Origin of the sequence: Streptomyces marokkonensis (genome assembly GCF_008312835.1) — a bacterium.
GTDB classification, from domain to species: Bacteria; Actinomycetota; Actinomycetes; order Streptomycetales; family Streptomycetaceae; genus Streptomyces; species Streptomyces marokkonensis_A.
Window position 1 is genome coordinate 60,510 of record NZ_VSKS01000029.1, and the last position, 24,272, is coordinate 84,781.

24 protein-coding genes are annotated in these 24,272 nt (G+C 71.6%); 10 read left to right on the forward strand and 14 right to left on the reverse strand.

The features are described 5' to 3' along the window. The first annotated feature begins 78 nt into the window (after nt 1-78). The 5 genes from folP to F1615_RS33115 all read left to right on the forward strand — a co-directional run bounded on the left by folP (nt 79) and on the right by F1615_RS33115 (nt 3,248). Nucleotides 79-993, forward strand: coding sequence for a dihydropteroate synthase (gene folP, locus F1615_RS33095; RefSeq protein WP_149552735.1), 915 nt, complete (start codon nt 79-81; stop codon nt 991-993). Then, entirely contained in the window at nt 990-1,493 is a 504-nt protein-coding gene (locus F1615_RS33100) for a nuclear transport factor 2 family protein (RefSeq protein ID WP_149552736.1), read from the forward strand. The genes folP and F1615_RS33100 overlap by 4 nt, the downstream gene beginning before the upstream one ends. A 238-nt stretch (nt 1,494-1,731) precedes the next feature. Beyond that, complete coding sequence (folB, locus tag F1615_RS33105) at nt 1,732-2,091, forward strand: dihydroneopterin aldolase (protein ID WP_149552737.1); 360 nt, start codon at nt 1,732-1,734, stop codon at nt 2,089-2,091. After that, nucleotides 2,088-2,699 carry a 2-amino-4-hydroxy-6-hydroxymethyldihydropteridine diphosphokinase gene (gene folK / locus F1615_RS33110; protein WP_149552738.1) on the forward strand — a complete coding sequence of 204 codons (612 nt, stop codon included), beginning with the start codon at nt 2,088-2,090 and terminating at the stop codon, nt 2,697-2,699. Before folB ends, folK begins: the two co-directional genes overlap by 4 nt. 60 nt (nt 2,700-2,759) lie before the next feature. Further along, nucleotides 2,760-3,248 (forward strand): DUF3180 domain-containing protein, encoded by a 489-nt coding sequence (locus tag F1615_RS33115; RefSeq protein ID WP_149552739.1) that lies wholly within the window; start codon nt 2,760-2,762, stop codon nt 3,246-3,248. A 12-nt stretch (nt 3,249-3,260) separates the two neighbouring features. On the opposite strand, the gene folE is transcribed toward F1615_RS33115, so the two are convergent. The 6 genes from folE to dacB all read right to left on the reverse strand — a co-directional run bounded on the left by folE (nt 3,261) and on the right by dacB (nt 10,982). Continuing rightward, nucleotides 3,261-3,866, reverse strand: coding sequence for a GTP cyclohydrolase I FolE (folE, locus tag F1615_RS33120; protein ID WP_149552740.1), 606 nt, complete (start codon nt 3,864-3,866; stop codon nt 3,261-3,263). Nucleotides 3,867-4,005: 139 nt separating this feature from the next. After that, nucleotides 4,006-6,045, reverse strand: coding sequence for an ATP-dependent zinc metalloprotease FtsH (gene ftsH, locus F1615_RS33125; protein WP_149552741.1), 2,040 nt, complete (start codon nt 6,043-6,045; stop codon nt 4,006-4,008). 188 nt (nt 6,046-6,233) lie between these two features. Continuing rightward, nucleotides 6,234-6,794, reverse strand: coding sequence for a hypoxanthine phosphoribosyltransferase (gene hpt / locus F1615_RS33130; RefSeq protein ID WP_037933814.1), 561 nt, complete (start codon nt 6,792-6,794; stop codon nt 6,234-6,236). Nucleotides 6,795-6,862: 68 nt separating this feature from the next. Beyond that, complete coding sequence (tilS, locus tag F1615_RS33135; protein ID WP_149552742.1) at nt 6,863-7,888, reverse strand: tRNA lysidine(34) synthetase TilS; 1,026 nt, start codon at nt 7,886-7,888, stop codon at nt 6,863-6,865. A gap of 192 nt (nt 7,889-8,080) precedes the next feature. Beyond that, complete coding sequence (locus tag F1615_RS33140; RefSeq protein WP_149552743.1) at nt 8,081-9,214, reverse strand: zinc-dependent metalloprotease; 1,134 nt, start codon at nt 9,212-9,214, stop codon at nt 8,081-8,083. Between the two features lie 142 nt (nt 9,215-9,356). Then, nucleotides 9,357-10,982 carry a D-alanyl-D-alanine carboxypeptidase/D-alanyl-D-alanine endopeptidase gene (gene dacB, locus F1615_RS33145; protein WP_149552744.1) on the reverse strand — a complete coding sequence of 542 codons (1,626 nt, stop codon included), beginning with the start codon at nt 10,980-10,982 and terminating at the stop codon, nt 9,357-9,359. A gap of 78 nt (nt 10,983-11,060) precedes the next feature. Here dacB and F1615_RS33150 point away from each other — a divergent pair, with 78 nt between their 5' ends. Both F1615_RS33150 and F1615_RS33155 read left to right on the forward strand, forming a co-directional pair. After that, nucleotides 11,061-11,552 (forward strand): inorganic diphosphatase, encoded by a 492-nt coding sequence (locus tag F1615_RS33150; protein WP_037933890.1) that lies wholly within the window; start codon nt 11,061-11,063, stop codon nt 11,550-11,552. 131 nt (nt 11,553-11,683) lie between these two features. Next, complete coding sequence (locus tag F1615_RS33155; protein WP_149552745.1) at nt 11,684-13,378, forward strand: threonine/serine exporter family protein; 1,695 nt, start codon at nt 11,684-11,686, stop codon at nt 13,376-13,378. Between the two features lie 33 nt (nt 13,379-13,411). Here the strand turns inward: F1615_RS33155 and F1615_RS33160 are convergent, their stop codons facing one another. Continuing rightward, nucleotides 13,412-14,272 (reverse strand): DedA family protein, encoded by an 861-nt coding sequence (locus F1615_RS33160; protein WP_149552746.1) that lies wholly within the window; start codon nt 14,270-14,272, stop codon nt 13,412-13,414. Nucleotides 14,273-14,460: 188 nt separating this feature from the next. Further along, a complete protein-coding gene (locus F1615_RS33165) occupies nt 14,461-15,222 on the reverse strand; it encodes a MerR family transcriptional regulator (protein WP_149552747.1) in 762 nt (253 codons plus the stop codon). Between the two features lie 186 nt (nt 15,223-15,408). Here F1615_RS33165 and F1615_RS33170 point away from each other — a divergent pair, with 186 nt between their 5' ends. Beyond that, entirely contained in the window at nt 15,409-16,818 is a 1,410-nt protein-coding gene (locus tag F1615_RS33170) for a glutamate decarboxylase (RefSeq protein ID WP_149552757.1), read from the forward strand. Between the two features lie 6 nt (nt 16,819-16,824). Here the strand turns inward: F1615_RS33170 and F1615_RS33175 are convergent, their stop codons facing one another. The 5 genes from F1615_RS33175 to F1615_RS33195 form a co-directional block, all read right to left on the reverse strand. Further along, on the reverse strand, nt 16,825-17,586 hold the full coding sequence (locus F1615_RS33175) for an ABC transporter permease (protein ID WP_167533928.1): 762 nt from the start codon (nt 17,584-17,586) through the stop codon (nt 16,825-16,827). Continuing rightward, nucleotides 17,583-18,557, reverse strand: a complete 975-nt coding sequence (locus tag F1615_RS33180) for an ATP-binding cassette domain-containing protein (protein WP_167533929.1) — start codon at nt 18,555-18,557, stop codon at nt 17,583-17,585. Before F1615_RS33180 ends, F1615_RS33175 begins: the two co-directional genes overlap by 4 nt. 73 nt (nt 18,558-18,630) lie before the next feature. Beyond that, on the reverse strand, nt 18,631-19,272 hold the full coding sequence (locus tag F1615_RS33185) for a PadR family transcriptional regulator (protein ID WP_149552749.1): 642 nt from the start codon (nt 19,270-19,272) through the stop codon (nt 18,631-18,633). 52 nt (nt 19,273-19,324) lie between these two features. Then, entirely contained in the window at nt 19,325-20,785 is a 1,461-nt protein-coding gene (locus tag F1615_RS33190; RefSeq protein WP_149552759.1) for an aldehyde dehydrogenase family protein, read from the reverse strand. A gap of 102 nt (nt 20,786-20,887) precedes the next feature. Next, complete coding sequence (locus tag F1615_RS33195; protein ID WP_149552760.1) at nt 20,888-21,712, reverse strand: helix-turn-helix domain-containing protein; 825 nt, start codon at nt 21,710-21,712, stop codon at nt 20,888-20,890. A gap of 386 nt (nt 21,713-22,098) precedes the next feature. Between F1615_RS33195 and F1615_RS33200 the strand changes: the two genes are divergently transcribed. Next, the gene (locus F1615_RS33200; RefSeq protein WP_149552750.1) at nt 22,099-22,599 is read left to right on the forward strand and encodes an ATP-binding protein; all 501 of its coding nucleotides are present in this window, start codon (nt 22,099-22,101) and stop codon (nt 22,597-22,599) included. A gap of 130 nt (nt 22,600-22,729) precedes the next feature. Here F1615_RS33200 and F1615_RS33205 read toward each other — a convergent pair whose 3' ends face one another. Beyond that, nucleotides 22,730-23,014 carry a DUF397 domain-containing protein gene (locus F1615_RS33205; protein WP_149552751.1) on the reverse strand — a complete coding sequence of 95 codons (285 nt, stop codon included), beginning with the start codon at nt 23,012-23,014 and terminating at the stop codon, nt 22,730-22,732. Nucleotides 23,015-23,491: 477 nt separating this feature from the next. On the opposite strand from F1615_RS33205, the gene F1615_RS33210 reads away from it, so the two are divergent. Further along, nucleotides 23,492-23,971, forward strand: coding sequence for a hypothetical protein (locus tag F1615_RS33210; protein WP_149552752.1), 480 nt, complete (start codon nt 23,492-23,494; stop codon nt 23,969-23,971). The last annotated feature ends 301 nt before the right edge of the window (nt 23,972-24,272 follow it).

Sequence of the window (24,272 nt, forward strand, 5' to 3'; positions counted from 1 at the left end):
GGGAAGACCGTCGTGAACGCGCCGCCCCCGCCCGGGCCGGGGCACACCCCGGTCGTGCCCTGGGCCTACGCTGAAGATATGAGCAACCACAGCGGACGCCGCGAGGTCGCGGGCCTTCCTCACTGGGACCGCTGCGCGGTCATGGGAGTCGTGAACGTCACCCCCGACTCCTTCTCCGACGGCGGCCGCTGGTTCGACACGACGACCGCCGTCAAGCACGGCCTCGACCTGGTCGCCCAGGGCGCCGACCTGGTCGACGTCGGCGGCGAGTCGACCCGGCCCGGCGCCACCCGCGTCGACGAGGCCGAGGAGCTCAAGCGCGTCATCCCCGTGGTGCGCGGCCTCGCCTCCGAGGGCGTCACGATGTCCGTCGACACCATGCGCGCCTCCGTCGCCGAACGGTCCCTCGAGGCCGGCGCCGCCCTCGTCAACGACGTGAGCGGCGGCCTCGCCGACCCCGCCATGATCCCCGTCGTGGCCGCCGCCGGAGCCCCGTTCGTCGTCATGCACTGGCGCGGCTTCCTGGAGGGCGGCAACGTCAAGGGCGTGTACGCCGACGTGGTCACCGAGGTCGTCGGCGAACTGCACGCGCGCGTGGAGGCCGTGCTGGAGGGCGGCATCGCCCCCGACCGCGTGATCGTCGACCCCGGCCTCGGCTTCTCCAAGGACGCCGGCCACGACCTGGCCCTGCTCGCCCGCCTCGACCGCCTCCTGGGCCTCGGCCACCCCGTGCTCGTCGCCGCCTCCCGCAAACGGTTCCTCGGCCGCGTCCTGGCCGGCCCGGACGCCCCGCCCCCGCCCGCCCGGGAGCGGGACGCGGCCACCGCCGCCGTCTCCGCCCTCGCCGCGCAGGCCGGCGCCTGGGCCGTCCGCGTGCACGAGGTCCGCGCGACCGCCGACGCCGTACGGGTCACCCGGGCGATAGAACGGGCGCGCACGGCGCACTCCACCCCCTCCGAACCCGGCGCGCACGGCGCAGAAGGAGCCCGGTGACCGCACCCCACACCGATGTCGAGCAGGTCGAGGCCGCCAACACCGCCTTCTACGAGGCACTGGAGAGGGGCGACTTCGAGGAGGTCGCGTCGCTCTGGCTCACCCCGGCCGACCTCGGCGTCGACGAGACCTACCACGACCCCGCGGACACCGGCGTGGTCTCGTGCGTGCACCCCGGCTGGCCGGTGCTCACCGGACGCGGCGAGGTCCTGAGGTCGTACGCGCTGATCATGGCGAACACCGACTACATCCAGTTCTTCCTCACCGACGTGCACGTCTCCGTCACCGGCGACACCGCGGTGGTGACCTGCACCGAGAACATCCTCAGCGGCGGCCCCGCCCCGAAGGCCGGTGAGGAGCTCGGGCCGCTGGTCGGCCAGCTCGTCGTCGCCACCAACGTGTACCGGCGCACCCCGGCCGGCTGGAAGCTCTGGTCGCACCACGCCTCCCCGGTCCTCGCCGAGGAGGACGAGACCGAGGACGGCGACACCCCCGGCTGAGTCCCCGGCCCCGCACGTCGCCCTGCCGGCGTGGCCGGTTTCACGGCGGCGGGGGCGCCGGCCGGTGAGCTCCCGCCCTCCCCGGGGCAAACGGAGGGTGAAGCCTCCGGGCACCGGCGCGCGGTGACACCCCGGGGCACCGGTCCGGTCGGTGGCCGCGGGTAGATTCGAGAGCAGGCCGGTGTGCCCGAGCACAGGGCACCGCCCGGCCGGACCGACGACTGCAGGAGTGATTCGCGTGGATCGTGTCGCGCTGCGCGGCCTGAGGGCCCGCGGGCACCACGGTGTGTTCCCGAAGGAACGCGAGGAGGGCCAGACCTTCATCGTGGACCTCGTCCTCGGCCTGGACACCAGGCCGGCCGCGGCCGACGACGACCTGACGAAGACGGTGCACTACGGCATCGTGGCCGAGGAGGTCGTGGCCGTCGTCCAGGGCGAGCCCGTCAACCTCATCGAGACGCTCGCCGAGCACATCGCCCAGGTCTGTCTGAAGCACGACGTGGTGCGGGAGGTCGAGGTGTGCGTCCACAAGCCCGACGCGCCGATCACCGTGCCCTTCGACGACGTGACCGTCACCATCACCCGGAGCCGCGTATGACCAGGCCGTCCACCACGGGCCACACCGACCCGACCGTCCAGCCCGTCCCCGCCTCCGTGGTCGAGCGGGTCGACGCCGCCGACACCACCCTGCAGAACCCGAAGCGGGCCGTGGTCTCCCTCGGCGCCAACCTGGGCAACCGCCTGGAGACCCTCCAGGGGGCCGTCGACGCCCTGGAGGACACCCCGGGGATCCGGGTCAAGGCCGTCTCCCCCGTGTACGAGACGGAGCCGTGGGGCGTCGAACCCGGCAGCCAGCCCTCGTACTTCAACGCGGTCGCGGTGCTCAGGACCACCCTGCCCCCGTCCTCCCTGCTGGAGCGGGCGCACGCGGTCGAGGAGGCCTTCCACCGGGTCCGGGACGAGCGCTGGGGCCCGCGCACCCTGGACGTGGACATCGTCGCCTACGCGGATCTCCACTCCGACGACCCCCGGCTCACGCTCCCGCACCCTCGGGCCCACGAGCGCGCCTTCGTGCTCGCCCCCTGGCACGACGTCGACCCCGACGCGGAGCTCCCCGGCCGCGGCCCGGTCGCCGATCTCCTCGGCGCGGTCACCCGGGAGGGCGTCACGCCCCGCGCGGACCTGGAACTCCGGCTGCCCGAATAGCCGTTAAGGTCGAGACGACCACTTGCCGGGGCACCGGTCCGGGGAACGCGAAGGGACACCGTGAAAGAGCTGCGCATCAGGGTGCTGGCCGGCGTCTTCGTCGTGGCCGGGATCCTGTCCTGGGCCGGCGCCCGTCTCTGGAACTCCGTGGGGACCCTGCCGAGCGTGCCCGTGGCCGCGCCCATCGTCCTCGCCCTGATCGCGGTGGTCCTCGCGGCCACCGCGCTCTCCCTGCGCGCCCGTCTCAAGGCCCAGCGCGAGCGGCAGCCGGACGCCAAGGGGGTCGACCCGCTGATGGCGGCCCGCGCGGTGGTGTTCGGGCAGGCCAGCGCCCTCGTCGCGGCCCTGGTCGCCGGCATGTACGGCGGCGCGGGCGTCTTCCTGCTGGAGTCCCTGGACATTCCCGCCCGCCGCGACCAGGCCATCTACGCCGGCTTCTCGGTCCTGGCGGGCATCGGCGTCATAGCGGCGGCCATCTTCCTGGAGCGCGTCTGCAAGCTCCCGGAGGACGACGAGGGCAACGGCACGGGCACGGCTCCCGCGGCGTGAGGCGGGCCCGCGTCAGCGGGCCATGATGAGGCTCATCGCCTCGTTGCGCGTAGCGGCGTCGCGCAGCTGACCCCGCACGGCCGAGGTGAGGGTCTTGGCGCCGGGCTTGCGGATGCCGCGCATGGACATGCACATGTGCTCGCACTCCACGACCACGATCACTCCGCGCGGCTCCAGGATCTCCATCAGGGAGTCCGCGATCTGCGTGGTGAGTCGTTCCTGCACCTGCGGGCGACGGGCGTAGACGTCCACGAGCCGGGCCAGCTTGGACAGTCCCGTGATCTTGCCGCTGGTGGCCGGGATGTACCCGACGTGCGCCACGCCCCGGAACGGCACCAGGTGGTGCTCACAGGTCGAGTACACCTCGATGTCCTTGACCAGCACCAGCTCGTCGTGGCCGATGTCGAACGTCGTCGTCAGCACGTCCTCGGGCTTCTGCCACAGCCCCGCGAAGATCTCCCGGTACGCCCGCGCCACCCGCGCCGGGGTCTCCAGCAGCCCCTCCCGGTCCGGGTCCTCGCCGACCGCGATCAGCAGTTCGCGCACGGCGTTCCGCGCCCGCTTCTCGTCGAACTCGCCGACGGGGGCTATGCCGTCCAGCGTCACGGGGTCGGTCATGAGGTGCCTCGTTCCTGTGCCTTCACGCGTGAGGGGCACGCGTCTCAACTGCGGGTGAGCAAAATGCCGCGCCCCCCAGGCTAGAACCAGGGGGGCGCGGCATCCATTCCGGGCCCGGTGGGGCGCCGTGAGCCTCGGGTCAGGCCTCGGGGCGCTCCTCCGGGGTCCGCTCGGGCGCCGGGGCGGGCTCCGCCGCGGTGCTCTTGGCGGTGGTGATGGCCGGCGTCGCGCCGTTCGCCCCGTTCGTCAGGGCCAGCTCCTTGGGGGAGAGGACCGGCGGGCGGGTGGACGGCGTACGGCGCGAGGAGCCGGTCCAGGCGGGCCTGGGCGGGCGCTTGACGATCGACGCGAAGATCTCGGCGATCTCCTCCTTGCCCAGCGTCTCCCGCTCCAGGAGGGCCAGGACCAGGTTGTCGAGGACGTCGCGGTTCTCGACCAGGATCTCCCACGCCTCGTTGTGCGCGGTCTCGATGAGCTTCTTGACCTCTTCGTCGACCAGCGCGGCGACCTCTTCCGAGTAGTCCCGCTGGTGAGCCATCTCACGGCCGAGGAACGGCTCGGTGTTGTCACCGCCGAACTTGATCGCGCCGAGCCGCTCGGTCATGCCGTACTGCGTGACCATCGCGCGGGCCAGACCGGTGGCCTTCTCGATGTCGTTGGCGGCACCGGTGGTCGGGTCGTGGAAGACGAGCTCCTCCGCCGCGCGGCCGCCCAGCATGTAGGCAAGCTGGTCCAGCATCTCGTTGCGCGTGGTGGAGTACTTGTCCTCGTCCGGCAGGACCATGGTGTAGCCGAGGGCACGGCCTCTCGACAGGATGGTGATCTTGTGGACCGGGTCGGAGTTCGGTGAGGCCGCCGCGACCAGGGCGTGACCGCCCTCGTGGTACGCGGTGATCTTCTTCTCCTTGTCCGACATGATCCGGGTCCGCTTCTGCGGGCCCGCCACCACACGGTCGATCGCCTCGTCCAGCATGTGGTTGTCGATCAGCTTCTGATCGCTGCGCGCGGTCAGCAGCGCCGCCTCGTTCAGCACGTTGGCCAGGTCCGCACCGGTCATGCCGGGGGTGCGGCGGGCGACGGCCGACAGGTCGACGTCCGGGGCGACCGGCTTGCCCTTCTGGTGGACCTTGAGGATCTCCAGCCGGCCCTGCATGTCCGGACGGTCGACCGCGATCTGGCGGTCGAAGCGGCCGGGCCGCAGAAGGGCCGGGTCGAGGATGTCGGGCCGGTTCGTCGCGGCGATGAGGATCACGCCGCCCTTGACGTCGAAGCCGTCCATCTCGACGAGGAGCTGGTTCAGGGTCTGCTCGCGCTCGTCGTGACCGCCGCCGAGGCCGGCGCCGCGGTGGCGGCCGACCGCGTCGATCTCGTCGACGAAGACGATCGCGGGAGCGTTGGCCTTGGCCTGCTCGAACAGGTCACGGACCCGGGAGGCACCGACACCGACGAACATCTCGACGAAGTCGGAACCCGAGATCGAGTAGAACGGCACACCGGCCTCGCCCGCGACGGCACGCGCGAGCAGGGTCTTGCCCGTACCGGGCGGGCCGTACAGCAGCACGCCCTTGGGGATCTTGGCGCCGACGGCCTGGAACTTCGCCGGCTCCTGCAGGAACTCCTTGATCTCGTGGAGCTCCTCGACGGCCTCCTCGGAGCCCGCGACGTCGGCGAACGTCGTCTTCGGGGTGTCCTTGGTGATGAGCTTCGCCTTCGACTTGCCGAAGTTCATGACGCGGGAGCCGCCGCCCTGCATCTGATTCATCAGGAACAGGAAGACGACCACGATGAGGACGAACGGCAGCAGCGACAGCAGAATGCTCACGAACGGGTTCTGCTTGGACGGCGAGACCGTGTAGCCGTCCGGGATCTGCTCGTTCTGGAACTTGTCCTGCAGCGTGCTGGCGATGGTGACGCCCTGGTCGCCGATGTAGCTCGCCTGGATCTTCGAGCTGCCCTCGACCTTCTGGCCGTCCTTGAGCTGGACCTTGATGGTCTGCTCATCGCCGGTGGTCAGCTTGGCCTGTTCGACCTTGTTCTCATTGATCGCCTGGACGACCTGGCCCGTGTCCACCGTCTTGTAGCCGCCGGACGAGCCGACGACCTGCATCAACACGACCACGGCAAGGACGGCCAGCACGATCCACATGACCGGCCCACGGAAGTATCGCTTCACGTCCATCCATACGGAGCGGTGCCGCCCCGTCCCTCCTGCCATAGTGAGTTTGATAAAGGCTGTTCTTCGGACGGTACCCCAGCATTGTCCCCCGAAGCTGCGGGGGACAGCCGGCATTCGCGTCCACGCCTGCTCCAACGCCGCGGAGCCCGCCGGGGTTCCCGATCACCGTACGGCGGGCCGGGCCCCCGGGTTCAGCCGCCGTAGACGTGGGGGGCGAGCGTACCGACGAACGGGAGATTGCGGTACTTCTCGGCGTAGTCCAGGCCGTACCCGACCACGAACTCGTTGGGAATGTCGAACCCGACCCATTCCACGTCGATGGCGACCTTGGCGGCCTCGGGCTTGCGCAGCAGCGTGCACACCTTGAGGGAGGCGGGCTCGCGCGAGCCGAGGTTGGAGATCAGCCAGGACAGGGTCAGCCCTGAGTCGATGATGTCCTCGACGATCAGGACGTGCCGTCCCTTGATGTCGGTGTCGAGGTCCTTGAGGATCCGCACCACACCGGAGGACTGGGTGCCCGCCCCGTACGACGACACGGCCATCCAGTCCATCGTGACGGGGGTGGACAGCGCCCGGGCGAGGTCGGCCATCACCATCACCGCGCCCTTGAGCACACCGACGATCAGCAGGTCCTTGCCCGCGTACTCCGCGTCGATCTTCGCGGCCAGCTCCACCAGCTTGGCGTCGATCTCTTCCTTGGTGATGAGCACCTTCTCGAGGTCGGCACCCATGTCTTTCGCGTCCACCCGCATCACTTTCGGTCGTCCCACCGGCCGGTCCGGTCCGCCCCGCGACTCGTACGGGTCGGTGGGGTCCGGATTCAGCCCTGCCGAATCACCAGTCTGCCACCCTGCCGGCGGGCGACGACCCGGCCGGGGAGATTGATGGCCCCCTGGCCGCGCCAGCCGGTGATCAGCCGGTCGACCTCCTCGATGTGGCGGGCGAACAGCGAACCGGCCGGGGAACCGGCCTCGATGGCGGCACGGCGCAGCACACGGCGGCGCACGGCGGGCGGCAGGGCGTGCAGCGCGGCGCACTCGAGACGGCCGTCGGCGTCACGGACGCCGGCCTCGGCCCGGCCGGCCCACGCGTCCAGGGCGTCGGCGTCGTCGCGGGAGAGCTGGGCCGTACGGGCGAGGGCCTCGACGACGCCCTTGCCGAGGGCCTTCTCCAGGGCGGGCAGGCCCTCGTGGCGGATCCGGGAGCGGGTGTAGGCGGGGTCGGCGTTGTGCGGGTCGTCCCAGACGGGGAGGGACTGCGCCATGCAGGCCGTGCGGGCGGTCTGCCGGTCGAGCTGGAGGAAGGGCCGCCGGTAACGGCCGTCGGCCCCCGAGACCGCGGCCATTCCGGACAGGGAGCGGATGCCGGAGCCGCGGGCGAGGCCGAGCAGGACGGTTTCGGCCTGGTCGTCGCGGGTGTGGCCGAGCAGGACGGCGGCGGCGCCGTGCCGTTCGGCGGTGGTGTCCAGGGCGGCGTAGCGGGCGTCCCGGGCGGCCGCCTCGGGCCCGCCCTCCCTGCCGACGGTGACGGCGACGGACTCGACGGGGTCCAGGCCGAGTTCGCGCAGGCGTACGACGACTTCGGCGGCGCGCAGGTCGGAGCCGGCCTGGAGTCCGTGGTCGACGGTGACACCGCCGGCGCTGACGCCGAGCCGGGGGGCTTCGAAGGCGAGGGCGGAGGCGAGCGCCATGGAGTCGGCGCCACCGGAGCAGGCCACGAGCACGAGCGGGGAGGAGGACCGCTCGTGCGGGGGCCGGCCGGGGGCTCGGCCGTGATCGTCGAGGATGTCGGTCAGGACGCGGCGGACCGCCAGGCGTATCGCCGCGACCGCTGGATGGGGACCCATGTCCGGTTCCCTTCATGAAGTTTCCGGGGGCAAGCCCGAGGTTCGGTCACTCAGAGTGTCTAGATGGTGACAGAACCGGGCCGTTCCCCGAGCATTGCACGCCTGCCCAGGGCCCACGGTCCCTCGGACGGGTGATTGAAGGGGCGTCCGTCTGCCGACGGCCGGATCCTTCGCACGGCAGGGGCGCGGGGCTCACGCTTCCGGTTTGCGGTGCACCCGAGTGATCCAGTCCGCCGGTTTGGCGATCTCCGCCTTGGTGGGGAGCGTGTTGGGCGAGGTCCACACGCGGTTGAAGCCGTCCATGCCCACCTCCTCGACGACCGCGCGCACGAAGCGCTCGCCGTCGCGGTACTGCCGCAGCTTGGCGTCCAGGCCGAGCAGCTTGCGCAGGGCCATGTCGAGGCGGGAGGCACCCTTGGCCCGGCGCTGCTGGAACTTCTCGCGGATCTCGGCGACGCTCGGCACGACCTGGGGTCCGACGCCGTCCATCACGAAGTCGGCGTGCCCTTCCAGCAGGGACATCACGGCGGTGAGACGGCCGAGGATCTCGCGCTGCGCGGGCGTCTGCACGATCTCGACGAGGGAGCGCCCCTCGTCGCCCTCCTCGCCCTCGGGACGGCCGCCGGCGAGCGACTGGGCCGCCTCGCGGACGCGCTCCAGGACGGTCATGGGATCGACGTCGGTCTCCCCCAGGAACGACTGGATCTCGCCCTCCAGGTGGTCCCGCAGCCAGGGCACGGCGGTGAACTGGGTGCGGTGGGTCTCCTCGTGGAGGGTCACCCACAGACGGAAGTCGTGCGGCTCGACGTCGAGTTCGCGCTCCACGTGGACGATGTTGGGGGCGACGAGCAGCAGCCGGCCGCCGCCGCCCGCTCCGGCCGGGAGGTCGGGGGCGGCGGGGGCGAAGGTCTCGTACTGGCCGAGGACGCGGGAGGCGAGGAAGGACAGCAGCACCCCCAGTTCCACACCGGTGACCTTGCCGCCGACGGCGCCGAGGACCGCGTTGCCGGGGCTGCTGCCGCGGCGTTCCTGCATCTTGTCGAGGAGCGGCTTGAGCAGTTCGCGGAAGCCGGCGACGTTGGCCCGGACCCAGCCGGGGCGGTCGACGACGAGGAGGGGGGTGTCGTGGGTCTCCTCGGTGCCCAGACGAGTGAAGCCGCGGACGTGTTCCTCCGAGGCCTTCGCGTGCCGGCGCAGTTCCGCGACGACGGCCCGGGCCTCGTCACGGCTCACGTCGGGGCCCGGCCGCGTGAGCCGGGTCGCTGTCGCGACCGCGAGATTCCAGTCGACCATCCCGGAAGAAGCAGCACCACCGATGCTCGTCATGCGTCAACCGTACGTGAGTGCCCCGGCTCGGGGCAGGGCGACGAGATGCCGGGGATGACCGGGGGCTCCGCCCCCGGACCCCGTTCGCGCCCGCGCGGCGGAGCCGCACATCGGCACGGCCCCGCGCCCCTTCCGATGACGGTCACCGGCAGCCGCAGGCGGCCAGCGCGGTGACCGCCTTGTCCAGGGCGGACTGGGCGGCCGCCGGGCCCGTGGTGCTGTTCGCCAGGAAGGCGAAGGCCAGCAGCCGCCCGTCCTTGTCGACGACGGTGCCCGCCAGGGTGTTCACCCCGGTGAGCGTTCCGGTCTTGGCGCGTACGACGCCGGCCGCGCCGTCGGTGTAGCGGCCGGCGAGGGTGCCGGTGAAGCCGGCGACGGGCAGGCCGGTGAGGGCGGGGCGCAGCTCGGGGTGGGCGGGGTCGCCGGCCTTGACCAGCAGGGCGGTGAGGGCGTCGGCGGTGAGCCTGTCGCGCCGGTCGAGGCCGCTGCCGTCCTTGACGTCGATGCCGGCGCCCGGGAGACCGAGCTGCTTCAGACGGGCGGTGATCGCCGCGCCGCCGCCGGCGAAGTCGGCGGGCCTGCCGGTGGCGAGGGCGGTGTGCCGGGCGAGGGCCTCGGCGATGTCGTTGTCGCTGTTGGTCATCATCCGTTCGACGAGGGCGGCGAGCGGGGGCGAGGAGACCGTGGCGAGGGTGGTGGCCCGGGTGGTGGACTTCGACGGGCCGGGGGGCGTGGCCTTGATGCCGTGTCCCTTCAGGAGGTCGCCGAACTTCCGCGCGGCGTCGGCCGCGGGGTCCGCGACCCGCGGGGCGGGTCCGCTGGTGGAGTCGTCGGTGCGGGCCTCGTCGACCATCAGGGGGGTGACGGCGGCGAGGTTGGGATTGACCCCGATCGGGTGCGACGCGCCGCCCTTGTAGAGGGTCGTGTCGTACGACAGCGTCACCTCGCGCACACCGCGCTTGGCCAGGGCGGCCGCGCTCCGCTCGGCGAGCTCGCGCAGACTGGCGAGCCCCCGGGCCTCCTTGCGGGCGGTGAGCGTGGGGTCGCCGCCGCCGACGAGGACGACCTCCTTGGTGTCGGGTTCGTACACCGCGCGGGTGGTGAGGCGGTGGTCGGCGCCCATCGCGGAGAGCGCGGCGACCGCGGTGGCGATCTTCGTGGTCGAGGCGGGGATCAGCGCGTCCGCCGACCCGGTGCCGTACAGCCGCTCCCCGGTGGCCACGTCGACCACGGCGGCGGAGCGCCGGCCGAGCGCCGGGGTCCTCAGCAGCGGGTCGAGGAGGCCGGCGAGGGTCTTGGCGGCGGGCGCCGTGCGCACGGCGGTGGCGGTGCCGCCGAGACCGGTGAGCACGGAGGCGGCCGGAGGGGCGGCCTGCGGTCCACGGGGCGGCGTACCGGCGCGGGCGCGGGCGCCGCCGTGATCTGTGCCACGCGAGGCTTCCAGAGCCACGGCCCGGTCCCGCTCGGCCGTACGCTGACCCGAGGAGTCCCAGGGACCGGCGGCGGTCACCACACCCGCGGCCAGCGCCAGACCGGCGGTGGCGGCGGTCGCGGTGAACTGCCAGGTCTTCGGCCGCGTGACCCGCGGGACCCGCGGTGATCCCGGCCCGTCCGGCCGCGCGAACCGTGGCCCGACGGCCGCGGCGACGCGCGCCAGACGTGGTCGTACGGTCCCCGCGGCCCGGGCGAGACGCGGCCGTACGGCGTCCGCGACCCGCACGACGTGCGGTCTCGCGGCCCGCCAAGGCCTCAGCTCTGGCACGACCACCAGCCCCTTTCGCGATCACACACCTGCGTGAGGGACACTTAACCACCAGAACTATGTGCTGATCATGGAGGAGCGTCCGTGGAGTTCGACGTCACGATCGAGATCCCGAAGGGTTCGCGGAACAAGTACGAGGTGGACCACGAGACGGGTCGGATCCGCCTGGACCGTCGGCTCTTCACCTCGACCGCCTACCCGACCGACTACGGCTTCGTCGAGAACACCCTCGGCGAGGACGGCGACCCGCTGGACGCGCTGGTCATCCTGGACGAGCCGACGTTCCCGGGCTGCCTGATCCGCTGCCGCGCGATCGGCATGTTCCGCATGACGGACGAGGCGGGCGGCGACGACAAGCTGCTGTGCGTCCCGTCGACGGACCCGCGCGTCGAGCACCTGCGCGACATCCACCACGTGTCGGAGTTCGACCGCCTGGAGATCCAGCACTTCTTCGAGGTCTACAAGGACCTGGAGCCGGGCAAGTCGGTCGAGGGCGCCAACTGGGTGGGCCGGGTGGACGCCGAGGCCGAGATCGAGCGGTCCTACAAGCGTTTCGAGGAGACGGGCGGCCACTGAACCGTCCCCCCGCCGCGAGACGCAGAACGGGCCGCACGAGCGCGTGCGGCCCGTTCTGCTGTGCGTGCGCATACTGAGGCAGAACGGGGCAGGCTAAGGAACGATCTTGTCGTACAGGGAGCGAAGGGCACGTGACGGACGCGGAGGACCGCAAGCCGCAGTCGGACGAGGCGAGGAGCGCTTTCCAGCCTCCCGCCGGTGTCGCGACGACGGCCGAACCCGAGTCGTCGACGACGTCGGAGTTCGCCGTCCCCCGGGGGCTCGCCGTCCCGAGGACCGGTACGGAGTCCGAGACGACCTCGGAGTTCGCGCTGCCGGACGGTCTGGACGTGGCGCCCGCACACCCGGCCGAGTCCGAGGGGTCGGCGTTCAACCCGCCCCGTACGTACAGCGCGAAGCAGCCGCCGGCGTTCACCCCGCCGACCGGAGTACCGATCGTCAGCCTGACCCGGGACGTGCCGTGGCAGGACCGGATGCGCACGATGCTGCGGATGCCGGTGACCGAGCGGCCGGCGCCGGAGCCGGTGCAGCGGCACGACGAGTCGGGGCCGGCCGTGCCGCGCGTGCTCGACCTGACCCTGCGTATCGGGGAGCTGCTGCTGGCGGGCGGTGAGGGCGCCGAGGACGTGGAGGCGGCGATGTTCGCCGTGTGCCGCTCCTACGGCCTGGACCGCTGCGAGCCCAACGTCACCTTCACCCTGCTGGCGATCTCCTACCAGCCGTCCCTGGTCGACGACCCGGTGACCGCCTCCCGCACGGTGCGCCGCCGCAGCCCGGACTACACCCGGCTGGCGGCCGTCTACCAGCTGGTGGACGACCTCAGCGACAGCGAGACGCACGTCTCCCTGGAGGAGGCGTACCGGCGGCTGGCGGAGATCCGCCGCAACCGGCACCCGTACTCCGGCTGGGTGCTGACCGCGGCGAGCGGGCTGCTCGCGGGGGCCGCCTCGGTGCTCGTGGGCGGTGGTGTCCTGGTGTTCGTGTCGGCCGCGATCGGCGCGATGCTCGGCGACCGGCTGGCCTGGCTGTGCGCGGGCCGGGGGCTGCCGGAGTTCTACCAGTTCACGGCGGCGGCGATGCCGCCTGCCGCGATCGGGGTGGCGCTGACGCTGGCGCACGCGGACGTGAAGGCGTCGGCGGTGATCACGGGTGGGCTGTTCGCCCTGCTGCCCGGACGGGCGCTGGTGGCGGGCGTGCAGGACGGCCTGACCGGCTTCTACATCACGGCCTCCGCGCGCCTGCTGGAGGTCCTGTACTTCTTCGTGGGCATCGTGGCCGGGGTGCTCACGGTGCTGTACTTCGGCGTGCAGCTGGGCGCCAAGCTGAACCCGGACGCGGCGCTCGGCGGCGATCCGCGGCCGCTGCTGCAGATCGCCGCCTCACTGGCCCTGTCGCTCGCCTTCGCCGTACTGCTCCAGCAGGAGCGGTCCACCGTGCTGATGGTGACCCTGAACGGCGGGGTCGCCTGGGTGGTGTTCGGCGCGATGCACTACACGGGCGGCATCTCGCCGGTGGCGTCCACCGCCGTGGCGGCCGGTGTGGTCGGCCTGTTCGGGCAGTTGCTGGCCCGGTACCGGTTCGCGTCCGCGCTGCCGTACACCACGGCGGCGATCGGCCCGCTGCTGCCCGGTTCGGCCACGTACTTCGGCCTGCTGGGCATCGCCCAGAACGAGGTCGAGTCGGGGCTGACGTTCCTCACGAAGGCCGTGGCACTGGCCATGGCCATCGCGATCGGGGTGAACCTCGGATCGGAGATCTCCCGTATGTTCCTGCGGATCGGCTCCCGCGAAAAGCGCCGGGCGGCGAAGCGGACGCGGGGCTTCTAGCCCGGTGCGCTGTCCGGCGCTCCTCGCGCCCGTTCAGTAGCCGCGGTTGTAGGGCTGCTGCTGGTTCTGGTTGTAGTACTGCTCGTCGCCGTAGGGCTGCTGGGGCTGCTGGGGCTGCTGCGGGTAGCCCTGCTGGGGGTAGCCCTGGTTGCCGTAGTGCTGCTGGGGCGGCGGCGGGGTGGCCGGGGTGATGCGGCGCAGCTGGGTGGTGGCGTCGTCCATCACCGGGGTGTGGGGGTGCTGCGGGGCGGCGGCCGGGGCCTCGGCGGCGGCGCGCTTCTTCTTCCCGCGCTCGCGCAGGTACTCGATGATGATCGGCACCACGGAGAGCAGGACGATCAGGATGAGGATCGGCTCGATGTTGGTCTTGATGAGTTCGATCTGGCCGAGCCAGTACCCGGCGACGGTGACACCGCAGCCCCAGGCGACGCCGCCGATGATGTTGTACGTGAGGAACGTGCGGTACTTCATGCGGCCCGCGCCGGCCGTGATGGGGGCGAAGGTGCGCACGATCGGGACGAAGCGGGCCAGGACGATCGCCTTGGGGCCGTACTTCTCCATGAACTCGTGGGCCTTCTCCAGGTTCTCCTGTTTGAAGAGCTTGGAGTTGGGGCGGTTGAAGATCCTGGGCCCGAAGAACTTGCCGATCATGTAACCGACTTGGTCCCCGATGACGGCGGCCAGCACGATCAGCGTGCACACCAGCCACAGCGGCTGGCTGATGTAGTTGCCCTCGGCCACGAAGAGACCCGCCGTGAAGAGCAGGGAGTCACCGGGCAGGAATGCGAAGAGTCCGGATTCCGCGAAGACGATCAGCAGGATGCCGGGAAGGCTGAAGGTCTCGATCAGGTAGTCCGGGCTCAGCCACTCAGGGCCGAGCGCAAGCGTGGTCACGGGGATGTGGCTCCTGCACTGGGGGGTAAGGGCTGGGCTGGCTGCCCAAATTATGAACGCAGCCGTTGAGGCCCAGGTTCCGCGGGGGTACCCAGGATGCCCTGTCCCCCGCCGCGGAGAAAGCCGAGAGCCGGCGCCGTGGGGGATCACCGCTGGTCGTGGCCCGGAAGTGAGCCGGGCCACGACGCTCAGGAGGTGTGCCGCGCGGCGTTCGCGACGATCGCGTCCCGCATGTAGGCGGCGAGACCGGGCTTCGCCTGGTCGATGTTTCGCGTGAAACGTTCATCGTTGACGTACATCTCGCCCAGGCAGGCGTGCATCTCGTGTCCGCAGTCGTAGTGGTTGCGGGAGATCCCCTGACGGTGGGCCTCGGCGGCGTCCATCGCCGCCTCGGAGTCCGCCGGCTCCCCCGCCTCCATCAACCCGACGAACCGCCGGGTGAGCGCGTCGGCCTCGCCCTGGATCCGCTGCCAGTCCTCCTTGCTGTAGGAGGCCGCCCGCTGCTGCGACTGGCGGTAGGCGTCGGTGCCGCCCCAGCGTTCCTGGACCTCTTCCTCGTACTGGTCGGGGTCGAAGTCCCCGAACACCTCGAACTTCTCCTCCGGCGTCAGATTGATCCCCATCGTGCGTGCCTCCATCGCGTGTTCCACGGCCGCCGCCATCTTCTGCAGCTTCTCGATCCGGGCGGTCAGCAGAGCGTGCTGGCGGCGCAGATGCGCGCGCGGGTCCGCGTCCGGGTCGTCCAGCAGGGCGGCGACCTCCTCGAGCGGGAAGCCGAGCTCGCGGTAGAACAGGATCTGCTGCAGCCGGTCGAGGTCGGCGTCGCTGTAGCGCCGGTGCCCCGCGTGGCTGCGCCCGCTGGGCACGAGCAGGCCGATGCCGTCGTAGTGGTGCAGGGTGCGCACCGTGACGCCGGCGAAGCCGGCCACCTGTCCCACGGAGTAGCTCACTTCCGCTCCCTTCCGGTTTCCGCGCCCCAGCCTGGGTCCTCACGTCGCGTGAGGTGCAAGCAGGTTCCCGATTTGTCCGTCTCATCCCTTTATCGTGTGTGCGTGGCCCAGGACAGCGCGCAGCCCCCTGCCGTTCCGGCGACCGCGGCGCTCGCCCTGCTGCCGACCCGAGACCAGGAGACATCCATGCCGCTCCACGAAGGCCCGCAGCACGACGAGCGCCCCGTGTCCGTCAACCCCTTCCTGGGGCCGGCGAACCCGGTCGGCGACATGACCGAGGCGCCGCCCAGGCACCGGATGCCCACCGCGCCCATGGCGCCGTCGACGGCGTATCAGCTCGTCCACGACGAGCTGATGCTGGACGGCAACGCGCGGCTGAACCTGGCCACCTTCGTCACCACCTGGATGGAGCCCCAGGCCGGGATCCTGATGGCGGAGTGCCGGGACAAGAACATGATCGACAAGGACGAGTACCCGCGGACGGCCGAGTTGGAGCGGCGCTGTGTGGCGATGCTCGCCGACCTGTGGCACGCGCCCGATCCCTCGGTGGCCGTGGGCTGTTCGACCACCGGTTCGAGCGAGGCCTGCATGCTCGCCGGGATGGCGATGAAGCGGCGCTGGATGCGCCGCAACGCCGGCCGCTACCCGTCGCGGGACGCCCGGCCCAACCTCGTCATGGGCGTCAACGTCCAGGTCTGCTGGGACAAGTTCTGCACCTTCTGGGAGGTGGAGGCCCGTCAGGTGCCCATGGAGGGCGAACGGTTCCACCTCGACCCGCGCGCCGCCGCCGGGCTCTGCGACGAGAACACCATCGGGGTCGTGGGCGTTCTGGGCTCCACCTTCGACGGGTCGTACGAGCCGGTCGCCGACCTGTGCGCGGCGCTCGACGAACTCCAGGAGCGCACCGGCCTGGACGTCCCCGTGCATGTCGACGGGGCGTCCGGCGGGATGATCGCGCCCTTCCTCGACGAGGACCTGGTGTGGGACTTCCGCCTGCCGCGCGTGGCGTCGATCAACACCTCCGGGCACAAGTACGGGCTGGTCTACCCGGGCGTCGGCTGGGCGCTGTGGCGGGACGCGGACGCGCTGCCGGAGGAGCTGGTCTTCCGGGTGAACTACCTGGGCGGCGACATGCCGACCTTCGCGCTGAACTTCTCCCGGCCGGGCGCGCAGGTCGTGGCGCAGTACTACACGTTCCTGCGGCTGGGCCGGGACGGCTACCGCGCGGTGCAGCGGGCCGCGCGGGACGTGGCGGGGCGGCTGGCGGAACGGATCGAGGCCCTCGGCGACTTCCGGCTGCTCACCCGGGGCGACCAGCTCCCGGTGTTCGCGTTCACGACCGCGCCGGAGGTGACGGCGTACGACGTCTTCGACGTGTCCCGGCGGATGCGGGAGAGCGGCTGGCTGGTGCCCGCGTACACCTTCCCGGCGAACCGCGAGGACCTCTCGGTGCTGCGGGTGGTGTGCCGCAACGGCTTCTCGGAGGACCTCGCGGACATGTTCGCCGACGACCTGGCCCGGCTGCTGCCGGACCTGCGCCGGCAGCAGCGTCCCCTCACCCGTGACAGGAACGCCGCCACCGGCTTCCACCACTGACCCCGGCTACCGGCTGAGCCGCGCGAACCGGCGCACCGCCAGCGGGAAGAACACCGCGAGCAGCGCCAGGGGCCACAGGACGGCGGCCCACACGTGCCCCGGTTCCCCGCCGGGGCTGCCGAAGAGGTCGCGGACGGCCGTGGCGGTCTGGGACATGGGGTTCCACTGGACGACCGTGCCCAGCCAGTCGGGCATGGACTCGGGCGCGGCGAAGGCGTTGGACAGGAAGCCGACCGGCCAGACCAGGATCTGCACGGCCTGGACGAGCTCCGGCTTCCCTGCCACCAGCGCGAGGTGGATGCCGATCCACAGCATCGCGAACCGGAACAGCAGGAGCAGTCCCACGGCGCCCAGGAAGCCCGCCGGGCCGCCGTTCGCGCGCCAGCCGAGCGCGGCGGCGACGGCGAGCAGCACCGCGAGGCCGAGCGCGGACTGGAGCATGTCGGCGGCGGACCGGCCGACCAGCACCGCGCCGTTGGCCATGGGCATGGAGCGGAAGCGGTCGATGACGCCCTTGTTGAGGTCCTGGGTGACGGCGACCATCGTGCCCTCCAGGCCGAAGGCCATCGTGAGCGCGAGCATGCCGGGCACCAGGAAGTCCAGGTACTCGCCGCTCACGCCCCGGCCGCCGCCGACCAGGTAGCCGAACATCAGCAGGAGCATCACCGGGAAGACGAGGTTCACGACGACCGCGACCGGCTGCCGCCCCCAGCGGGCGAGTTCGCGGCGGGTCATGGTCCAGGAGTCGGTCAGCGCGTAGGTGGTCACGCGGCCTCCTTCACTCGGTCGTCGTGCCCGGTCAGGTGCAGGAACACCTCGTCGAGCGTGGGTCTGCGCAGGGCGATGTCCTCGGCCTCGATGCCCGCGTCCTCCAGCGCGCGGACGACCCCGGCCAGGGCCGCCATGCGGTCGGTGACCGGGGCGCTCAGCAGCCGCCGGTCGGTGTCCACGGTGACCGCGTCCTTCGGCACGGGCAGCAGGGCGACGGCCGCGCCCAGGTGCCCGGCGTCGCGCAGGACGACGTCGATGCGGTCGCCGCCGGTGGCCGCCTTGAGCTCGTCCGCCGTGCCGTCGGCGATGACGCGGCCGGCGTCCACCACCGAGATGCGGTCGGCGAGCTGGTCGGCCTCCTCCAGGTACTGGGTGGTCAGCAGGACCGTCGTGCCGCCGCCGACCAGGGAGCGGACGGAGTCCCACACCTCCGCGCGGCCGCGCGGATCGAGGCCGGTGGTCGGTTCGTCCAGGAAGAGCACCTCCGGTTCGGTGATCAGGGAGGCGGCGAGGTCCAGCCGGCGCCGCATGCCGCCGCTGTACCGCTTCACCGCCTTGCGGCCGGTGCCGGTGAGCTCGAAGCGCTCCAGCAGTTCACCGGCACGCGCGCGGGCGCGCCGCGCGCCCAGGTGGTGCAGGCGGCCGAACAGCTCCAGGTTCTGCCGGCCGCCGAGTTCCTCGTCGAGCGCCGCGTGCTGGCCGAGCAGGCCGATGCGCGGCCGCACCGCGTACGCCTCGCGCACGACGTCGTGTCCCGCCACCTCGACGCGGCCCGTGTCTGGGCGCAGCAGGGTGGCCAGGATCCTCACCAGGGTGGTCTTGCCCGCGCCGTTCGGCCCGAGCACCGCGTGCACCGTGCCGCGCGCGACCGTGAGGTCGAGCCCGTCCAGTGCGGGTCTGCCGCTCCTGCCGCCGCTTCCGCCGTATGTCTTGCGTGCTTCCTCGACGGTGATCGCCGCGTCGGCCACTGGGACTCCCTCGCTAGTCAAAGTTGACTACCTGCCCGAGGGTAATACCCGCCCCGCTTCTGGTCAAACTTGATTAGCGGACGTCCCCGGGATGCCGCTCCCGCGTGGCGTACGGGTTCTCCTCGCCGTCGGCCAGAACGCCGACGAACGGCTCGCCCTCCCCCGCGAAGGTGTAGGCGCCGCCCCGGATCCGCTCGATGAGACCGCGTGTCCACTCGGCACCGGTGTCCGCCGAGTGGACCCAGAAGTCCATGATCTCGCCGATGTGGCCCAGCTGCCCGGGCCCGTCCTCGGGCGTGTAGTACTCGGTGACGGCCCTGCGCCACTCCCCGATGGAACGCATCCGCTGCTCCAGGAGGGCGAGGGCCTCGGCACGGTCGAGGTCGACCATGAGGCCGAGCCCGGCCGAGAGCACGTCCGGCTTCTGGTCGTAGGAGGTCAGCGCCTCACGCAGCAGCCGGAGGTACTCCTCGGTGCCCTGCTCGGTGATCTCGTACTCGGTGCGCGGCGGGCCGCCGGCCGTGGACGGGGCGACCTCGTGCGCGTGCAGCAGCCCCTGTTTGGCCATCTGCTTCAGCGCGTGGTAGATCGAGCCGGGCTTGGCGTTGGACCACTCGTGCGCGCCCCAGTACTCCAGGTCGTTGCGCACCTGGTAGCCGTGGGCCCGCCCGTGCTGGCGCACCGCGCCGAGCACGAGGAGACGGATCACTGACATGTGCCCAGCGTAGGACCCCCGGGAACGGCCCCGGGGGCTGCCCTGCCCGCGCTCAGAACGGGAAGCCGCTGCGGCCGTGCTGGACCGAGATCCACTTCACCGTGGTGAAGGCGTCCAGCATGGTGTCGCCGTTGAGCCGGCCGATACCCGAGTGCTTCTCGCCGCCGAAGGGGACGATCGGCTCGTCGTGCACGGTGCCGTCGTTCACGTGGAACATCCCGGTGTCGATCTGCTTGGCGAAGTTCACGCCCCGCTCGATGTCACCGGTGTGCACGGCACCGCTGAGCCCGTACGGGGTGTCGTTGACGATGCGTACGGCCTCCTCCTCGCCGTCGAACGGGACGAGGAAGGCGACGGGCCCGAAGACCTCCTGCCGCAGCAGGGCCGAGTCCGCGGGCAGGCCGGTGATGACGGACGGCTCGACCAGGTTGCCCCTGCGCGCGCCCCGCACCAGGGCGGTGCCGCCCTCGGCGAGCGCCTGCTCGACGACACCGGTCAGGGCGTCCGCCTGCCGGGAGTTGATCACCGGGCCGATGACGGTCTCCGGATCGCGCGGGTCACCGGCCTTGAGGGACCTGACCTTGGCGGCGAACTTCTCGGTGAACTCGTCGGCCACCGCGCGGTCCACCAGGACGCGGTTGGCGGCCATGCAGACCTGGCCCTGGTGGACGTACCGGCTGAACACGGCCGCGTCCACGGCGTAGTCGAGGTCGGCGTCGTCGAGGACCACCAGGGCACTGTTGCCGCCGAGTTCGAGCACCGAGCGCTTGAAGAGGGAGGCGCAGACGGTCGCCACGTGGCGGCCGACCTGGTCCGAGCCGGTGAAGGAGATGACCTTCGGGACCGGGTGCTCCAGGAAGGCGTCGCCGATCTCCGCGATGTCGGTGATGAGCACGTTCAGCAGACCGCCGGGCAGGCCGGCGTCCTCGAAGATCTTCGCGACCAGGGCGCCGCCGACGATCGGCGTGTTCTGGTGCGGCTTGAGCACCACGCCGTTGCCGAGCGCGAGCGCGGGGGCGACCGACTTGAGCGACAGCAGGAACGGGAAGTTGAAGGGGCTGATCACACCCACGACGCCGACGGGCACGCGGTAGACGCGGTTCTCCTTGCCGTCCACCGGCGAGGGGATGATCCGGCCCTCGGGACGCAGCGCCAGGTGCACCGCCTCGCGCAGGAACTCCTTGGCGAGGTGCAGTTCGAAGGCCGCCTTCAACCGCGTACCGCCGAGCTCGGCGACGATCGCCTCGGCGATCTCCTCCTCGCGCTCCTCGACCAGCCTCAGCGCCTTCTCGAACACCGCGCGGCGGGCGTACGGATTGGTCGCCGCCCACTCCTTCTGCGCGCGGGCGGCCGCCCGGTACGCCTGATCGACCTCGTCGACCGTGGCGATCCTGATCGACGCGAGCTTCTCGTCGTCGTACGGGTTGAAGTCGATGATGTCCCAGGAGCCCGTCCCCTGGCGCCACTCACCGTCGATGTACTGCTGAGCCAGGTCGGTGAAGTACGACGACATGTGATCCCCCTCGATCCCTTGCTGCATCAGCAGAACACTGACCGACTGCACGGTCTGACCGCACGTCATCGTACTTGTGTTTCAAACGAGTTGGAGGCGTCCTCAGGAGAGTTGCAGCAGTCCCCGGAGAAGGTCCCGGCTCTCCGACGGCCCCGGGCTGTCGTGCTGGAGCTCCTTGAGCGCCTTCTCGTACTGCGCCACGTCCTCGGCCTTGTCGAGGTACAGCGCGCTGGTCAGCTGCTCCATGTACACGACGTCCGACAGGTCGGACTCGGGGAAGCTGAGGATGGTGAAGGAACCCGACTCGCCGGAGTGGCCGCCGAGGCTGAACGGCACGACCTGCAGCCGGACATTGGGCCGCTCGGAGACGTCGATGAGGTGCTGGAGCTGCCCGCGCATCACCGCGCGGTCGCCGTACGGCCGGCGCAGGGCGGCCTCGTCGAGGATGACGTGGAACTCGGGGGCGTTGTTGGCGACCAGGTACTTCTGCCGCTCCAGACGCAGCGCCACCCGCCGCTCGACATCGGCGTCGCTCGCGCTCTTCATGCCGCGCCGCACCACCGCGCGGGCGTACTCCTCCGTCTGCAGCAGACCGTGCACGAACTGCACCTCGTACGCGCGCAGCAGCGAGGCCGCGCCCTCCAGGCCCACGTAGGTCGGGAACCAGCTGGGCAGCACGTCCGAGTAACTGTGCCACCAGCCCGCGACATTGGCCTCCCTGGCGAGGGCGATCAGCGAGGTGCGCTCCTGCTCGTCCGTGATGCCGTACAGCGTGAGCAGATCCTCCACGTCCCTGGTCTTGAAGCTCACCCGGCCCAACTCCATCCGGCTGATCTTCGATTCGGAGGCGCGGATCGAATAGCCCGCCGCCTCGCGCGTGATCCCCCGCGCCTCACGCAGTCGCCTGAGTTGTGATCCGAGCAGCATGCGCCGCACCACCGATCCCGGCTCTCCCGCGCTCACGTTCGCCAGCCTCCCCAACGTCTTCAGGGCCCGCAGTCTGCCACTAAAACACTTCGAGCAGTACTCGCGCGGTTACACAAACGGAATCGAGCCGAGGATTCCGCTCAGGAAGCAGCACGGAACGGGCAGGGGCGGAGCAACAGGAGGCAAGAGAGCAGCCAGGAGGGGACGGGAAGATGACGGAAAAATTGGCCAACAAACCAGTACGGGCAGGTCGAATTCGGTCAGCTGCACGTGCATCTGCCCTTGCATCTGCTGTACGCATCCGAAACCATGGTCCCCGCACCACCGCCGCTCGCTACGACCGCGAATTCCCGGGAGTGCCTCGCATGGGGACGAATGGATCGACCATGCTCGAGCCGTTACGGCAGGGCCTTCCGCCGCTGAACCTCGCGGCCGCCTCCGACGCCGCCTCCTGCGCCCTCCCCGCCCGCTACGAAGCGGTCCGCGAGGCACGGCAGTTCACCCGCGCGACCCTCGACCAGTGGGATCTGAGCGACCGTTTCGACGACGTGTGCCTGGTGGTCTCCGAGCTGGTCACCAACGCCCTGCGCCACGCGCTGCCCGCCGGTGCGCCGAGGATGACGCCGCAGGACCCGCCGGTCCGGCTGCATCTGCTGCGGTGGAGCGAGCGGCTGGTGTGCGCGGTGCGCGACCCCAGCGACGACAGCCCGGTCGCCCGCGACTCCGACGACTTCTCCGCCGAGTCCGGCCGCGGGCTGTTCCTGGTCGGCTCCTTCAGCGACGGCTGGGGCTGGCACCCGCTGGCGGGCGCGCTCAGCGGCAAGGTGGTCTGGGCGCTGTTCCGGCTTCCGCGCCCCGCCGACCGGACGGGTCCCGGCCGCGTGTGACGGACCGCGCCCTGTTGGCGCGTCACGGGTCCACACGCGTCACCGCTTCGGGGGCACCCCTGGCCCCTTCCTGCACACACGAGGGCGCGGACAGTCCGTCCCCGGGCTCGGGCGCCCCGCCCGGGAGGCCTCAGCCGACGACCAGGTGGTCGAACTCGCCGTCCTTCACGCCCAGCAGCATCGCCTCGATCTCCGCGCGGGTGTAGACGAGCGCGGGGCCGTCGGGGAAGCGTGAGTTGCGCACGGCGACCTCTCCGCCGGGCAGCCGGGCGAATTCCACGCAGGACCCCTGCGAGTTGCTGTGCCGGCTCTTCTGCCAGGCCACACCGTCCAGCCCGGTGGCCGCCATGCCGTTGTACACGCCGGGCGCGTCGGCACCGTCGTACACGTCACCGTCGTACACGTCGTGGTCCACAGGTCGCTCCCCGCTGGTGCACTGGCTGGTGTGGCCATTGATGCAGTGGTCAACTGACCCGGATCATAGCTTTGTTCAAGTGCAGATGCATGGGCAGATGCACGTGCACGCGCGGTGTTCCTGCGATTACAGCGCCGGCGGTCGTGCTGTGCCCGCTTTGACGGACGCTTTACCGAAGCCCCGCCCCCTTAGAGACGCGCGTGGGGGCTTTTGTGTTCCCTCGTGTGCCGTTCTGGTGGGGTTGGGCCGCGGAGGGTGCGAGGTGCGTCACGGAGGGCTGGCCGGGCGGTGGGCGGTTCCTGTTAGCTGACTGCGGTCGTCCGGCCGACGTGGCCGGCCACAGCTAGGGGGCTTGCAGTGACTTCGGAGGCTTCGGACGCTTCGGCGAGTTCGGTGGGCGCGAGGGGCGCGGAGGGTGCGGGGGCGTATGCGTCGGCACCGCGCGGGTCGCGCGGGCCCCGCTCCCGGCGCGCGCGGGTGGCCGCCGCGGCCGTGGGCCTGGCCGGCGCGCTCGTGCTGACGGCGTGCGGAGGGGACGGCTCCGGGGACCCGGACGACTCGGCGAGCCCCACCCCGTCCGCCACGGCGACCGCCGACTCCGGTGGCGGCACCGGAGGTTCCGGAGCGAGCGGGGCCCCGGCGGGCGAGCTGGAGGGCAGCTGGCTCACCACGGCCGGGGGCAAGGCCGTGGCCCTGATGATCAACGGCGAGGAGGCGGCCCTCTTCGCCACGGGCGGCACGGTGTGCAGCGGCAGCGCGCGGGAGCGGGGCGGGAGCTCCTCGATCAGCCTGACGTGCGCCGACGGGACCGAGGACCGGGCGAAGGGCACGGTCGACTCCGTCGACGGGACCACCCTGAAGGTCACCTGGGAGGGCGGCCTCGGCGCCGAGACGTACACCAAGGCGGAGGGCGGCAAGCTCCCCACGGGACTGCCGACGGCGGGGCTGGGTTCCTAGGGCTCCTGCCGACTGCCGGGCTGGGCCTCGTGCAGCCCCGCCGCAGGCCGGGCCGGGGCTCGCGCACCCCCTGCCCACACCCGGGCACGATCCCTGGGCCCCAGGCCGACGGCCGGGCCGACCACCTGCAGCCCCGCCGGAAGCCGAGCCGGGGCTGACGCACCCCCTGCCGACGCCCGGGCACGATCCCTGGGCCCCCGGCCGACGGCCGGGCCGACCACCTGCAGCCCCACCGGAAGCCGAGCCGGGACTCCCGCAACCCCTGCCCACACCCGGGCACGACCCCTGAGGCCCCAGCCGA

Bases quoted from the DNA above. Each gene is read 5' to 3' on its own strand.
- F1615_RS33170 (WP_149552757.1), top strand. From the start codon at position 15,409: ATGCCGCTCCACGAAGGCCCGCAGCACGACGAGCGCCCCGTGTCCGTC.
- F1615_RS33195 (WP_149552760.1), bottom strand. From the start codon at position 21,712: ATGCTGCTCGGATCACAACTCAGGCGACTGCGTGAGGCGCGGGGGATC.
- folE (WP_149552740.1), bottom strand. From the start codon at position 3,866: ATGACCGACCCCGTGACGCTGGACGGCATAGCCCCCGTCGGCGAGTTC.
- F1615_RS33200 (WP_149552750.1), top strand. From the start codon at position 22,099: ATGCTCGAGCCGTTACGGCAGGGCCTTCCGCCGCTGAACCTCGCGGCC.
- F1615_RS33140 (WP_149552743.1), bottom strand. From the start codon at position 9,214: ATGACGAGCATCGGTGGTGCTGCTTCTTCCGGGATGGTCGACTGGAAT.
- hpt (WP_037933814.1), bottom strand. From the start codon at position 6,794: ATGCGGGTGGACGCGAAAGACATGGGTGCCGACCTCGAGAAGGTGCTC.
- tilS (WP_149552742.1), bottom strand. From the start codon at position 7,888: ATGGGTCCCCATCCAGCGGTCGCGGCGATACGCCTGGCGGTCCGCCGC.
- folK (WP_149552738.1), top strand. From the start codon at position 2,088: ATGACCAGGCCGTCCACCACGGGCCACACCGACCCGACCGTCCAGCCC.
- ftsH (WP_149552741.1), bottom strand. From the start codon at position 6,045: ATGGACGTGAAGCGATACTTCCGTGGGCCGGTCATGTGGATCGTGCTG.
- F1615_RS33190 (WP_149552759.1), bottom strand. From the start codon at position 20,785: ATGTCGTCGTACTTCACCGACCTGGCTCAGCAGTACATCGACGGTGAG.
- F1615_RS33185 (WP_149552749.1), bottom strand. From the start codon at position 19,272: ATGTCAGTGATCCGTCTCCTCGTGCTCGGCGCGGTGCGCCAGCACGGG.
- folP (WP_149552735.1), top strand. From the start codon at position 79: ATGAGCAACCACAGCGGACGCCGCGAGGTCGCGGGCCTTCCTCACTGG.